Annotated in this window: 16 protein-coding genes; 1 reads left to right on the top strand and 15 read right to left on the bottom strand. The window is 43.2% G+C overall.

The window, feature by feature from the left end:
- Window positions 1–14: 14 nt before the first annotated feature.
- The 4 genes from FQV26_RS00185 to rpsF all read right to left on the bottom strand — a co-directional run bounded on the left by FQV26_RS00185 (window position 15) and on the right by rpsF (window position 2,330).
- Entirely contained in the window at window positions 15–974 is a 960-nt protein-coding gene (locus tag FQV26_RS00185) for a YybS family protein (protein ID WP_146555364.1), read from the bottom strand.
- Between the two features lie 258 nt (window positions 975–1,232).
- The gene (gene rpsR, locus FQV26_RS00180) at window positions 1,233–1,469 is read right to left on the bottom strand and encodes a 30S ribosomal protein S18 (protein ID WP_006830564.1); all 237 of its coding nucleotides are present in this window, start codon (window positions 1,467–1,469) and stop codon (window positions 1,233–1,235) included.
- 49 nt (window positions 1,470–1,518) lie between these two features.
- A complete protein-coding gene (ssb, locus tag FQV26_RS00175) occupies window positions 1,519–1,992 on the bottom strand; it encodes a single-stranded DNA-binding protein (protein ID WP_008427713.1) in 474 nt (157 codons plus the stop codon).
- A gap of 50 nt (window positions 1,993–2,042) precedes the next feature.
- The gene (rpsF, locus tag FQV26_RS00170; protein ID WP_106533339.1) at window positions 2,043–2,330 is read right to left on the bottom strand and encodes a 30S ribosomal protein S6; all 288 of its coding nucleotides are present in this window, start codon (window positions 2,328–2,330) and stop codon (window positions 2,043–2,045) included.
- 178 nt (window positions 2,331–2,508) lie between these two features.
- On the opposite strand from rpsF, the gene FQV26_RS00165 reads away from it, so the two are divergent.
- The gene (locus FQV26_RS00165) at window positions 2,509–3,066 is read left to right on the top strand and encodes a DUF3267 domain-containing protein (RefSeq protein ID WP_146555363.1); all 558 of its coding nucleotides are present in this window, start codon (window positions 2,509–2,511) and stop codon (window positions 3,064–3,066) included.
- A gap of 15 nt (window positions 3,067–3,081) precedes the next feature.
- On the opposite strand, the gene FQV26_RS00160 is transcribed toward FQV26_RS00165, so the two are convergent.
- The 11 genes from FQV26_RS00160 to mnmE all read right to left on the bottom strand — a co-directional run bounded on the left by FQV26_RS00160 (window position 3,082) and on the right by mnmE (window position 13,879).
- A complete protein-coding gene (locus tag FQV26_RS00160) occupies window positions 3,082–3,462 on the bottom strand; it encodes a gamma-glutamylcyclotransferase family protein (protein WP_146555362.1) in 381 nt (126 codons plus the stop codon).
- 354 nt (window positions 3,463–3,816) lie between these two features.
- Complete coding sequence (gene ychF, locus FQV26_RS00155; protein ID WP_146555361.1) at window positions 3,817–4,917, bottom strand: redox-regulated ATPase YchF; 1,101 nt, start codon at window positions 4,915–4,917, stop codon at window positions 3,817–3,819.
- Window positions 4,918–5,005: 88 nt separating this feature from the next.
- Window positions 5,006–5,206: a DUF951 domain-containing protein gene (locus FQV26_RS00150; RefSeq protein WP_146555360.1), complete on the bottom strand. Its 201-nt coding sequence runs from the start codon at window positions 5,204–5,206 to the stop codon at window positions 5,006–5,008.
- Window positions 5,207–5,223: 17 nt separating this feature from the next.
- Window positions 5,224–6,114 (bottom strand): mechanosensitive ion channel family protein, encoded by an 891-nt coding sequence (locus FQV26_RS00145; protein ID WP_146555359.1) that lies wholly within the window; start codon window positions 6,112–6,114, stop codon window positions 5,224–5,226.
- Window positions 6,115–6,132: 18 nt separating this feature from the next.
- The gene (locus FQV26_RS00140; protein WP_146555358.1) at window positions 6,133–6,846 is read right to left on the bottom strand and encodes a DUF554 domain-containing protein; all 714 of its coding nucleotides are present in this window, start codon (window positions 6,844–6,846) and stop codon (window positions 6,133–6,135) included.
- 160 nt (window positions 6,847–7,006) lie between these two features.
- A complete protein-coding gene (locus tag FQV26_RS00135) occupies window positions 7,007–7,840 on the bottom strand; it encodes a ParB/RepB/Spo0J family partition protein (protein WP_146555357.1) in 834 nt (277 codons plus the stop codon).
- Window positions 7,833–8,594, bottom strand: a complete 762-nt coding sequence (locus FQV26_RS00130; protein WP_006830554.1) for a ParA family protein — start codon at window positions 8,592–8,594, stop codon at window positions 7,833–7,835. Before FQV26_RS00130 ends, FQV26_RS00135 begins: the two co-directional genes overlap by 8 nt.
- A 155-nt stretch (window positions 8,595–8,749) precedes the next feature.
- Window positions 8,750–9,616 (bottom strand): nucleoid occlusion protein, encoded by an 867-nt coding sequence (gene noc, locus FQV26_RS00125; RefSeq protein WP_146555356.1) that lies wholly within the window; start codon window positions 9,614–9,616, stop codon window positions 8,750–8,752.
- An 87-nt stretch (window positions 9,617–9,703) separates the two neighbouring features.
- The gene (gene rsmG, locus FQV26_RS00120) at window positions 9,704–10,417 is read right to left on the bottom strand and encodes a 16S rRNA (guanine(527)-N(7))-methyltransferase RsmG (RefSeq protein ID WP_146555355.1); all 714 of its coding nucleotides are present in this window, start codon (window positions 10,415–10,417) and stop codon (window positions 9,704–9,706) included.
- 164 nt (window positions 10,418–10,581) lie between these two features.
- Window positions 10,582–12,471, bottom strand: a complete 1,890-nt coding sequence (gene mnmG / locus FQV26_RS00115) for a tRNA uridine-5-carboxymethylaminomethyl(34) synthesis enzyme MnmG (protein WP_146555354.1) — start codon at window positions 12,469–12,471, stop codon at window positions 10,582–10,584.
- Window positions 12,472–12,493: 22 nt separating this feature from the next.
- Complete coding sequence (mnmE, locus tag FQV26_RS00110) at window positions 12,494–13,879, bottom strand: tRNA uridine-5-carboxymethylaminomethyl(34) synthesis GTPase MnmE (protein WP_146555353.1); 1,386 nt, start codon at window positions 13,877–13,879, stop codon at window positions 12,494–12,496.
- Window positions 13,880–14,089: the final 210 nt, after the last annotated feature.

Here is a 14,089-nt window from a genome sequence, read left to right as displayed (position 1 = left end):
TATTCTTCAGCTCCTTATTTTCCTTTAAACTCGTGTGCCCGCTTGACCCAACCCCGAATATCGAATCCAAGGTCTACGATTCCGACTATACTCGTAAATGACTGGAGCGGCAACGCCAACAACGTCACCAGCACTGTCACCCATTTTGGCCAGCCTTCCTGGTGGATGTAAAAGTGATAAAAAGAAATACCTTGCAGAAATAGCAGGAATTGAAGCAGTACGGTGGCGTTAATGAAAATCATATACGCCATTGTTCCTGGTTCAAGCTCCGATAATAACGAGACAAGCAACACGATTAAATAATACCATAAAACGGATTTCGGCAATTTCATATTCCGGAATGGCGGAAATTTAGGAACCGCTATTCCGAGGCGTTTCATAATCGGCAGCAGGATCAAGAAAAGCACCCAAACCGTCATGAAAACACTCATCACTAATAACACCGGCATCAACGTTTCGATTGAAAACTGCAATTGCGAAAACAACTCATTATACTGCTCCATCGACTCTTCAGAAGCACCCATGCTTTCCATGGTTGAACCCACCTGCTTAAAGGCGCCAACAAAAGTGGCTATAGATTCTTCCAAGACATTGATGCCGAAAAGTGCAATGGAAGCCACATATTGAACCATTAATGAGAGCAACAGCACAATACCGGCACCCATGAACATGAATAATTTGCTTTTCTTATAATAAATTGAAATTCCGATCGCCAATCCGAACGGCACAAAAGTTAACGCCAGCGGCAATGACAAAAGCCCGCCGATGATAAATGACAGCACCAGGCAGACCGATGCGAAAAGCGCCGAGGCTTTCCATGGATATTTTGCGCTGTACCAGGCTACCGGCAAAGCCAAAATTAACGTACTCACTATGCTTAAAACAGGAACATATACCGAGATTGCCAACAGTACTGTAAACACCGCCGCCATCATCGCCCCATTTGTAAGTTGTCGCGTTTGTTGATTTTGCATATGACTGTTTTTCCCCTTCTTTCGGGCAGATTTCATCCTTGTAATTGTACCATGATTCAAGAACCTGAACAAAACGAGCCGTGTCCAATACAAGGAATCCATAAATGGCAGAAAGCTGACAAGCTGCAGAAACTAACTCCCTCTCTAACCCAGCGGGAAGAGTTAAACCATCTTTTCATCCTTTTACTCAGATAGCCAAATCCAAATCTATTGCAACACAAAAAAAAGACCGGTTTCCCGGTCTTTTTGAAATAGTAATTATCTTTCTTCCGCAACAAACGGTAGAAGTGCCATGATACGTGAGCGTTTGATAGCGATTGTCAACTTACGTTGCCATTTAGCGCTAGTGCCTGTAACACGACGTGGTAAGATTTTTCCTCTTTCAGAAATAAATTTCTTCAAAAGGTCAGTATCTTTATAGTCAATGTGCGTGATGTTGTTGGAAGTGAAGTAACAAACCTTTTTCCGTTTTTTTCCTCCGCGACGTGGTGCCATATCGAATTACCTCCTTTGCTTAATAGTTGATCGTCAGGTTCAGTCCATCTTAGAACGGTAAATCGTCATCCGATACTTCGATCGGGCCGCTGCCGCTTGAGAATGGATCTTCATCTACACGAGTATGGTTTTGCTGACTTGGGCTCGGTGATTGGTTCTGTTGATAGGAAGGCTGCTGTCCTTGTGAACGGTCTGTGTTGGCGTTTTTCGGTTCAAGGAATTGAACACTGTCCGCTACTACTTCTGTCGTATAGACGCGTTTTCCGTCTTGTCCCTCGTAGCTACCAGTCTGGATGCGGCCTTCAACGCCAGCCAAGCTTCCTTTTTTCAGGAAATTCGCTGTGTTTTCAGCTTGTTTGCGCCAAACGGTACAATTAATGAAATCAGTTTCGCGTTCACCTTGAGCATTTGAGAATGTCCGGTTTACAGCAAGTGTAAAACGGGCCACTGCCGCGCCGCTTGGTGTGTAACGAAGATCTGGATCTTTTGTCAGTCTTCCGACTAAAACAACTCGGTTAATCATCAGAATTCAACCTCCTTCAAGTCAAAAAAATTTTAGTGCCAGTATCCTGTTTACGCGTCTTTGCGTACAGCGATATGACGAATAATGTCTTCGTTAATGTTCGCAAGACGTGTGTATTCGTTGATAGCTTCAGAACCAGCGTTTACTTTTACGATCTGGTAGAAACCTTCACGCAAATCGTTGATTTCATAAGCTAAACGACGTTTACCCCACTCTTTCGACTCGATGATTTCAGCACCGTTAGAAGTAAGGATGTCGTTAAAACGCTCAACTAGAGCTTTTTTCGCTTCCTCTTCAATTGCAGGCTGAATGATATACATTAATTCATATTCTCTCATCGTGTTGTCACCTCCTCATGGACTTGGGCCCTGCTGTATCCAGCGGGCAAGGAGCAAGCAATTCATAAATATTACTCACATCACAGTATTGTATCATAAATACAAAAGACCCGCAAGCATGATTTTCCATTTGGAATCCTCTATACTTTTTCTTATAAACTCTAAAGGACGTGTAGCCATGACTCCCAGCCATATCATCGAGTTGAAATTGGACGAAATAGCTCCGAAAGCGCTTTGGTTCAATGTTTTTTTACTGGTGGCTTTTGCTCTCGCCTATCATCTATTGAATGAACCTTTATCATTCCGTTTTTCCTTGCTTGGAATTTTAATGTTTCTGATCGGCTATGTGGTTTTAATCATTGTGCATGAATTTTTTCACTTGATCGGCTTTATGGTGTTTGGGAAACTTCCTGTTTCTTCATTGAATTATGGGATTAACCTGAAAATGGGAATTGCTTATGCTAGTACCAGCAGGCCTATACAAAATCATGCCATGCGAAAAGTGCTGCTGCTCCCTTTTTGGACAACAGCTTTCATTCCAACGGTAATGGGCTTTTGGTTCGACAGTCAGGTATTGGTTCTGCTGGGCGCCATGCTGACAGCTGGAGCTTTTGGAGATTTCATCATGTACCATGAATTGCGCAAAGAAAAAAACACGGCGTGGATCGTTGATGACCCTCTACTGCCGCGCCTGCATGTTTACGATCATTTTCCCAAAAACAAAAGCGCCGACTGATGTCGACGCTTTTTTCTATGCCATGGAATGGGCAATATCCCATTTTCCTGTTTGAATCTGTTCTTTCAGCAGCTTGTCGTCTTTTGCTATATAAACGACTGTTTCAAGAGATTTACCTCCTGCTTCCACTTGGATCTTCACTTTGTCGTACAGATCCGTTTCGGGATTTCCAGAATAATCCTCCAGGTAATCCAAAGCCGGCCAGAGAACATCAGGGATTTCGTAAACTTCCCCTTCAATTCGTCCATCATTCGATAAAACCATTGCCGGGTAACCCAGTCCTGTATCGTATAACGTTCCTTTTGCTGTCGCTTGTTCTTCCACCAATTCAGCCTCTTCCAAATAACAATGATACTTCCCGCCTTGTTTCAGCGTTCCGTATGCAAATAACAACATTTCCTATTCCTCCATGCAAAAACCGGATGCGGCAAGGCACCCGGCTGATTTTTAGTTTTTTGGTGCTTCAAATCCAAATTCCCAGTAAGCATAACGGTCGTTTCCGCTTTTAGACTTATCCAGCTGCGGTGGCCAGATTCTCGGGTCATAAGTCAATCCAGCGGCGTGGCAAAGAACGCCACACTGCTGGTTCGCCTTATGCCTGTCGAATCTTGACGACCATCCTCGCTTTTAGACTTATCCAGCTGCAACGACCTGCTCTTCGGGTCGTAAGCCACTCTGGCTATGCGGCTGAAAAACGCCGCTTCGCCAGATCATCTTACGCCTGTCAGAGCATAACGGTCGTTTCCGCTTTTAGACGTTAAATCTAAATAGCATGACGTCGCCGTCTTTGACGACGTATTCTTTACCTTCTTGACGTACTTTTCCTGCTTCTTTTGCTGTTGCCATGGATCCTGCTTCAACCAGGTCTTCGTAGGCTACAGTTTCGGCACGGATAAATCCGCGTTCGAAGTCAGAGTGGATAACGCCGGCACATTGTGGTGCTTTCATGCCTTTTTTGAATGTCCATGCCCGTACTTCCTGAACGCCCGCTGTAAAGTAAGTTGCTAATCCAAGCAAGCTGTATGATGCTTTGACCAATTGGTCCAACCCGGATTCCTGGATGCCCAGCTCTTCAAGGAACATTTCTTTTTCCTCGTCTTCAAGCTCAGCCATTTCTTCTTCAATCTTTGCACAAATTACGATGACGTCCGCATTGTCTTTAGCGGCAAAATCACGCACTTTTTGAACGTATTCATTGTTGTCGGCATCTGCTATTTCGTCTTCCGAGACATTTGCTACATACAACATTGGTTTAAGTGTCAATAAATTCAAGTTTTTCGCGATTTTCAGCTCATCTTCCGTGAAATCGATTGAACGTGCTAATTGCCCGTTTTCAAAAGCTTCACGTAATTTCATCAGAACCGGCTCTTCTGCCACCGCATCCTTGTCTTTTTGCTTCACTAATTTTGCTGCACGTGCAATGCGCTTCTCGATGCTTTCCATATCAGCCAAAACCAACTCCAGGTTAATGACTTCAATATCAGAGATCGGATCCACTTTTCCAGTTACATGTGTGATGTTGTCATCGGCGAAACAGCGAACCACTTGGCAAATGGCATCAACTTCACGGATATGAGACAAAAATTTATTGCCCAATCCTTCGCCTTTGCTTGCCCCTTCAACAATTCCTGCAATATCGGTAAATTCAAAAGCCGTTGGTACGGTTTTTTTCGGATCCACCAATTCCGTCAATTTAGTCAGACGCTCATCGGGAACTTCCACAATTCCTACGTTCGGATCTATCGTACAGAACGGGTAGTTTGCTGCTTCAGCGCCCGCTTTTGTTATCGCATTAAATAATGTGGATTTCCCCACATTTGGTAATCCTACAATCCCTGCAGTTAATGCCATAGGATGCACAACCTTTCCTCTATATCAAACGAATTATTTTTTACACAACCATTCCATTATAGGAATAGAACTTGGAATTGTCCATTTTTCATTCCGCTTCGGCTTTTACTAATACCTTTTTCATCTTTTTATTGAATTCCATACGCGGCAGCATCACACTATGCTGGCAACCCTCACATTTTATCCGGACGTCCGCTCCCATGCGGATAATTTTCCAAGCATTGGCCCCGCATGGATGGCCTTTTTTCATTTCAACAATATCATTCAGTCCAAACTCCTTCATTTCCATGAGTTTGCCTCCTTCTATTAAGTTTTAGCAGTTTTTGGTGGTGTGACTTCTTCAGGATTGCGTTGCATCATCACCATACGCGGATAAGGAATTTCGACTCCACGTTGATCCAGAAAATCTTTCAAATCGCGGCGCATTCCTCTGGCTACAGCAAAATGCTGCATCGGCAAAGTTTCTGCAGTAATCCGCATGACAATTTCGGTTGTCGTTAAATTTTGAACTCCCAGTAATTCCGCTGGTTTAATGATTTGTTCATAGCGGTCCTGCAGGCTGTCCAAAAACTCCATGATCAAGCTTTCGACTCTGGTAATATCTGATTCATAGGAAATATTAACATCGACCACGGCGATGGAATTGTGGATGGAGAAATTTACAACATCCGTTATCGTACCGTTTGGGAATATAAACAACTCTCCGGTCCAGGCCTTGACTTTGGTTGTGCGCAAACCGATCTCTTCGACAGTTCCTTCGGCAGCCCCTATGCGCACATAATCCCCTACGGAAAACTGATCTTCAAAAATAATGAAGAATCCAGTAATTACATCACGCACTAAGTTTTGCGCACCGAAACCGATCGCCAATCCAAGAACCCCCGCACCGGCAATCAACCCGGTAATATCAATTGTAAATGTCGACAGGATCGAAACGCCTGCAATGAAATAAACGACATAAGCCACTACATTCGATAATAATTTGGACAAAGTCTGCTGCCGCCGTTCGTTATAAAGCATGGGGCCTTTGATCCGGACAGAAAAAGTTTTGCGGATCAATACGCGCAACACCTTCACTAAAACTACCGCCGCTATTGTTATCAAGATAACTTTCAGAAAAATGACGATCAAGCCTATCCACATCGCTTCATCTGAAAGTACACCTGTAATCTGTTGTATTATTTTTTCAACATTCACTCTTTCACCTTCCTGCATTTACATCAAATTGAATTTATAAATAATGGTAACCACTATTCCAACAACTAATATACCCGGCAATAAGTTTGCCACTCTAATTTTCGTGACACCCATCATATTCAACCCAATGGCAGCAATCATAACCCCGCCAGTTGCACTCATTTCCATAATGAACATATCCAGTGCAACAGCAGGAATTATCAAGCTAATCTGAGTTGCGAATAAAGCAATCAATCCCTGGTAAACGAATACGGGAATTGCCGCCAGCAAGACACCAAAGCCCAGCGTGGAAGCTAAAACGATTGATGTAAACCCATCAATGATCCCTTTGGATATTAGTACACCATGCTCATTGCTCAGCCCGCTTTCCATCGCACCGATTATCCCCATTGCTCCAATCACGAATATCAAAGTTGCAGTTACAAATCCTTGAGCGATGCTGCCTTTGCTTTCTTTTGCTCCCAGCATTCGTTCAATCCAATGACCAAAACCATTCAGCTTGCCTTCTAGATCTGACCATTCTCCAATCACTGTACCCAACACCAAACTGATGATGACAATGACAAAGTTCTGGCTTTCAAAACCCATTTGCAAACCAAGCACAACTACCGCCAAGCCGATAACGTACATGACTGTTTCTTTCATTTTTTCTGGAATATTACGAAGAGCTCTTCCTATAATGGTTCCCACTACAATTAAAACCGCGTTTATTAACGTTCCTAAGAGAACCACTGCATTTCTCCCCTCTCTCCTTGCATACACCTTATTTACTGCAAGGCCTCTTCTCCCTCTTTTAAGAGCGGTGTCCGAATTTCCTTCAAGCTTTTTAACAGCCAGTATTTCAAACCTCAAAAACAGAACCTATTTCCCCTTTTCGGGAAATAGGCACATGTCAGCTTAACAACTCTAAAATCCGTTCCAAATCATCTTCCGAGAAAAACTCGATTTCTATCTTGCCTTTGTTCTTGTTTTTCTTAATTTGAACTTTCGTACCGAAACGCTCTCTAAGTTCCGATTGTTTTTCTTCTATAAAAATATCTTTCTTTTTCTCAATTGTTTCACGTGGAACATCTTCATTTAAACGCTGCACCAAATTCTCCAATTGACGTACATTTAAGTTTTCCTTGACCACTTTTTCAGCTGTTTCTGGAATAAGTTTTTTACTTCTCAATCCCAAAAGCGTACGGCCATGACCCATGGATAATTCCTTATCAGAAATAAGTTTGCGTACATTTTCAGGCAATGCTAAGAGGCGTACATGATTGGCTATATGGGGACGGCTTTTACCTAGACGAAATGCCAGTTGCTCTTGTGTTAAGTTCAGAGCTTCCATTAATTTCTGATAGGCTTCCGCTTCTTCAATCGGCGTTAAATCTTCACGTTGAAGATTTTCTAATATAGCAAGTTCCATCATTTGCTGATCTGTCAGCTCTTTAATAATGGCTGGAACTTCTTTTAATTTTATTAGTTTAGCAGCACGGAAACGGCGTTCCCCTACGACTAATTCATATTTTTCGCCAGCTTTTCTGATGACGATCGGTTGTAAAATCCCGTGTTCTTTTATGGATTCCGCCAATTCTTCTAAAGCAGCCTGATCAAAAATTTTGCGTGGTTGATACGGATTCGTCCGAATTTCACCAACGCTAATTTGGTTTACTTTGTCTGCTTCATTGATTGTTTCACCTGGAAACAATGCATTAATGCCTTTTCCCAATCCTTTAGCCATTATGAATCACTTCCTTCGCCAATTCTAAATACACTTCTGCGCCTCTGGATTTTGGATCATAGATAATAATTGGCTCTCCGTGGCTCGGTGCTTCGCTCAATCTTACGTTTCTTGGAATGATTGTTTTATAGACTTTGTCCTGGAAGTACTTTTTCACTTCTTCAATCACTTGGATTCCCAGGTTGGTCCGTGCATCCAGCATTGTCAATAACACACCATCAATCATTAAATCATGATTTAAATGCTTTTGCACTAAGCGAATAGTACTTAATAATTGACTTAGTCCTTCTAACGCATAGTACTCGCATTGCACCGGAATAATGATCGCATCAGAAGCGGTCAATGAATTCAAGGTCAACAATCCCAAAGACGGCGGACAATCAATGATTATGTAATCGTACATATCTTTGACTTCTTCTAAGGCGTTTTTCAGACGGGCTTCTCTTGAAATAGTTGAGACCAATTCAATTTCAGCACCTGCAAGAGAAATTGTAGCGGGAACCACATGCAGGTTCTCTACTTTTGTTTCCATTATCGTACTCTTTACATCTACATCATCAATCAGAACTTCGTAGATGCATTGATCGACATCCCCTTTGTTTACACCTACCCCACTGGTGGCGTTTCCTTGAGGATCTATATCTATTAAAAGAACTTTTTTGCCCAAATAAGCAAGGCAGGCACTCAAGTTCACTGAAGACGTTGTTTTTCCTACGCCGCCCTTTTGATTGGCGATCGCAATAGTTCTACCCACACTTGCACCAACTTTCTTTAATACTCTCTTCATTTTACTGCGGAACCTTTATTTTAGCTATTTTATTAGGCTTCCATTTTCTTATTGTATCAAAATTTTTCAACAATACGATGACAATGCTATTAAAAAAGCTCTTTCCATACGGAAAGAGCGCTTTACGATTTCTTTTTTGGGATTTTTACTGTAATTTGATAATACTCTTCGTGTTCCTCTTCCTCAGTGGTCAAATCAATACCGCTTTTAGAGACCATATTTAAAGATTCTTTAATGGTGTTCATAGCAATCCGCATATCTCGGCTGACTGCTTTTCTGCGCGCTTTTGTTTTTTTCGGTTCATCGGACAGTAACTTGCTGACTTTCATTTCCAGCTGCTTTACGTTTAAGTTTTCTTCAAGAGTTTCATCGAATAGTTTTTTCTGCAACTCCGTATTCTTCACCTGTAAAAGAGCTCTGGCATGACGTTCCGTCAGCTGCCTATTCAGTAAAGCCATTTGAATTTCTTCCGGCAATTTCAGCAGCCGCAGCTTGTTGGCCACCGTAGACTGCCCTTTGCCAAGACGTTGTGCCAATGCTTCCTGTGTAATCTCTTGTATTTCCAGCAAATTTTGGTAAGCATGAGCCTCTTCGATTGAAGTAAGTTCTTCTCGCTGAAGATTTTCAATCAGGGCAATAGACGCTGTTTCCTTATCGCTCAAGTTCCGAATGATTGCAGGCACTTCTGTCCAGTCGAGTGATTTCATTGCACGGAAACGCCGTTCTCCAGCAATAATTTCATATTCCCCTTCAGTGTCGGATTTTCTGACCACAATCGGTTGAATTACTCCATGAACATGAATTGTCCTAGCTAATTCTTCAATCTTCTCCTCATCAAACACAGTTCTCGGCTGATATTTATTGGCATGTATTTTGTCGAGCGGCAATTGCATAACTTCTTCTGAAGTTTTGTGTTCTGCCGCTCCTTTCTTCGCTGTCTCATTTGCTTTATCTCCGCCTCCGAAGAAACGAGAAAAAGGACTTTTCATCCTCAAGCACCACCTTTTACAAGCTCACTTAGCTGCTGAATCTTTATCACGTCTATTCCTTGGCAGTATAATGTTTCACGTGGAACATTAAGAAATTGGCGACTTGTTAGGAACTCCAGCTTTCCGTGGATATTTCTTTGGTGTTTCTTTGAATTTTTTAAAGACCTGGATATAGCGTTCGCTTTCTTCTATTGGCAGTAGGAAAGAATGAACGGCTTCGATCTTCACTCCAAGCTTCTGCAATGCTTTTTCTGCGTCTTCCAATTCATCTGAAGCTGAAGCAGCTTTCATCGCAGCAAAAACTCCCCCTTTTATAACAAGTGGGACACATAATTCGGCCAATACTGACAGTCTGGCAACGGCACGCGCTGTTACTAGGTCGTAACTTTCTCGGTGGAGGGATTGTCCAAAATCCTCTGCTCTTGAATGAACAAATTGCACTTTGTTTAGCCCAAGCTTTCCACTTAAGTGCTCCAGGAATTGAATGCGTTTATTCAATGAATCCACAATCGTCACTTCAATATGGGGGAAACAAATTTTTAGTGGGATACTGGGGAATCCTGCACCGGCACCGACGTCACAAAGCTTCATGGATTTTGTAAAGTCTAAATAAAATGCAGCAGTAATAGAATCATAGAAATGTTTTAAATAAACAGCTGGCTGTTCTGTAATTGCCGTAAGATTCATTTTGTTGTTCCATTCAACCAATTCCTTGTAATAAATTCGAAATTGTTCGAGTTGTTCTTCACTTAAGAGGATCCCTTTTTCATGGAGGGCATCTTTAAACTGTTGTTCATTCAAGCTGTCTTCCTCCCTCTCTTTATGATTTTTTATGTAAAAAGTAAATGGACTGGTGTGAGCCAGCCCATTCTGTTGTCTAGCTTATGCCTTTTGTGTAAACAGTTGTTCTATTATGAGACAGGCGCTTCCGCATCAAATATCCTCCGGATTCAACGCCTCCAAGTTTATACAGAAACTTTTGCGATCTTTCCTTGTTCAATATACACCAATAAGATGGATATGTCAGCCGGATTTACGCCAGAGATGCGGGAAGCCTGTGCGATGGAAAGCGGACGAACTTCCGCAAGTTTGCCGCGAGCTTCAGTCGCAATTCCTGAAATTGCATGGTAATCAATATTGTCCGGAATTTTTTTGTTTTCCATTTTTTTAAGTTTATCTACTTGCTGCAATGATTTTTCGATATAACCTTCGTATTTGATGTGGATCTCGACTTGCTCTTTTACTTCACCTTCCAGATCTACCGTAGAAGTTGTCAGTTGTGAAATCATATCGTAAGTCATTTCAGGACGCTTTAGTAAATCCGCTCCGCGAATGCCGTCCTTTAGTTCACTACCGCCTGCGTCACGGATCACTTGCTGGGTAATTTCATTCGGCTTGATCATAATGCCTCTTAAGCGCTTAATTTCTTCTTCAATGCGTTCTTTTTTCGCAAGGAACTTCACATATCGCTCTTCCTTGATCATACCGATTGAATAAGCCAATTCAGTCAAACGCATATCTGCATTATCATGGCGCAGCAATAAGCGGTATTCCGCACGGGAAGTCAATAGACGATAAGGTTCATTGGTTCCTTTTGTTACCAAATCATCGATCAATACGCCAATATAGGCATCAGAACGACTTAGAATGACTTCTTCTTTGCCCAGCACTTTCGCTGCTGCGTTGATTCCAGCCATCAGCCCTTGCCCTGCTGCTTCCTCGTAACCAGATGTTCCATTGATTTGTCCGGCAGTATAAAGGTTTTCAATCTGTTTCGATTCCAAAGTCGGCCATAATTGCGTCGGAACAATAGCATCATATTCGATGGCATAGCCAGCACGCATCATTTCAGCCTTCTCAAGCCCTGGAATCGATTCTAAGAGCTTCCGCTGCACATGTTCAGGCAAACTTGTCGAAAGGCCTTGTACGTAAACCTCACGCGTATTTCGGCCTTCCGGCTCCAAGAAAATCTGATGACGCGGTTTGTCGTTGAACCGAACTACTTTATCTTCAATAGATGGACAGTAGCGCGGACCTGTTCCTTTAATCATACCGGAATACATGGGTGACAAATGAAGATTGTCATCTATAATCTGATGCGTCTGTTCATTGGTATAAGTGAGCCAGCATGGCAACTGGTCGGTGATGTATTCTGTGGTTTCATGGCCGAAAGCACGCGGTACGTCGTCGCCGGGCTGAATTTCGGTTTTGCTGTAGTCGATGCTGTTGCTATTGACACGCGGAGGCGTCCCTGTTTTAAAACGAACCGTTTCAAAACCGAGTTTCTCCAGGTTTTCAGCCAGTTTAATGGAAGGCTGCTGGTTATTTGGCCCGCTTGAATAGCGCAGATCTCCAATAATGACTTCACCACGCAGGAATGTTCCAGTGGTGATGACCACGGAGTTCGCCCGGTAGATGCCCCCTACCTGTGTGATTAATCCCTGAATTTTACCGTCTTCGACAACCAATTCTTCAGCGATTCCCTGATGCAAAGTCAAATTCGGCTCCTCTTCCATCAGGCGTTTCATTTCCTGCTGATAAAGCACTTTGTCAGCTTGTGCACGCAACGCGCGAACAGCTGGTCCTTTAGCTGTATTCAACATTCTCATTTGAATGTGTGTTTTATCGATAACGCGGCCCATGGCTCCGCCAAGTGCGTCAATTTCCCGTACAACAATGCCTTTCGCTGGCCCACCAATTGATGGGTTGCATGGCATGAACGCGATCATATCCAGATTCATCGTCAAAACAAGCGTTTTAGCGCCCATCCGTGCAGAGGCAAGAGCGGCTTCCGCTCCTGCATGCCCTGCTCCTACAACGATGACATCGAACGTGCCTGCTTCGTATTGTGGCATGTTCGTTCATTCCCTTCGAGTTTTATTTCCCTAGACAGAACTGAGAGAACAATTGGTTCAGAAGTCCGTCATCTGCGGTATCTCCAATAATTTCACCAAGAATTTCCCATGTTCGGGTGACATCAATTTGAATCATATCTACGGGAACTTCCATTTCAGCTGCTTCAATGGCGTCTGAGATGGTTTGATGTGCCTGGTGCAACAATGCGATGTGGCGCACATTGGATACATAGGTCATGTCCCCTGCTTCGATTTCTCCTTGGAAAAACAGGTCGGCTATAGCTTCTTCAAGCTGATCGATGCCTTCTTCCTCAATCAAGGAAGTCGTCACCAGCAGCTTATCGCCTGCCAACTTCTGTACTTGTTCCAGATCGATTTTTTGCGGCAAATCGGTTTTATTAATAACCACAATATAGTCCATGTCCTTGACCGTTTCAAACAACAGCTCGTCTTCCGGAGTCAACGCTTCTGCATAGTTTAAAACGTAAAGAATTAAATCGGCTTCCTTTAAAACTTTCCGCGAACGTTCAACGCCGATCCGCTCGACAATATCTTCGGTTTCCCGGATGCCTGCTGTATCGACCAAACGCAGCGGTACACCGCGGACATTTACGTATTCTTCTATTATATCACGGGTTGTTCCCGCTATTTCTGTGACAATGGCTTTATTTTCCTGCACAAGGCTATTCAATAGAGAAGATTTTCCGACATTTGGGCGTCCCAGAATGACGGTTGAAAGCCCTTCTCTCAAGATTTTTCCTTGCGAAGATGTCTGCAGCAATTTATTGATTTCCAAACGGACCCATTTTGCTTTTTCCAGCATAATCGGACGTGTCATTTCTTCCACATCATCATATTCCGGATAATCAATATTCACTTCCATCTGGGCAATCGATTCCAGAAGGGCTTGGCGCAGCGTACCGATCAGCTTCGACAGGCGCCCTTCCATCTGGTTGAGTGCAACATCCATAGCACGGTCCGTCTTCGCACGAATCAAATCCATAACTGCTTCTGCCTGAGACAGATCGATGCGGCCATTTAAAAATGCCCGTTTGGTGAACTCACCTGGCTCTGCGAGTCTTGCTCCTACACGCAATGCCAATTCAAGCACCCGATTGACTGAAACAATGCCACCATGGCAATTAATTTCAATTACATCTTCACGGGTGAATGTTTTAGGAGCTTTCATGAGTGATACCATGACTTCTTCCACTACTTCCTCTGTTGCGGGATCTTCTAAGTGTCCGTAATGGATAGTATGGGTCGCTTGAGAAGCCAATGCTTTCTTGCTGGGAGCCCGAAACAGCTTGTCCGCAATGTTTACAGCTTCTGGACCGCTCAAACGGACAATTGCAATTGCTCCCTCTCCGCTCGGTGTCGATATGGCTGCGATTGTGTCGAATTCCATGATGTTCCTCCTCTTAAGACAAGCGGCATCGGCTTATGTCCTGAGAGGAGCATTCCGATACAGCCAGCCAATTGAAAAGCGGCAGCGCAGCTCTGTGGATAACAAACAAAACAGCGCGGCAGCCTGATGACCAAAATATATGTTCATAACTTTAATTTTCGCTTTAAAAAAGTTGTCCACATGTGGACAACCAGTAAATGCACATGGCTT

Origin of the sequence: Planococcus sp. CPCC 101016 (assembly GCF_007859295.1) — a bacterium.
GTDB lineage: Bacteria > Bacillota > Bacilli > Bacillales_A > Planococcaceae > Planococcus.
This window is presented reverse-complemented; position numbering and strand designations above follow the sequence as displayed.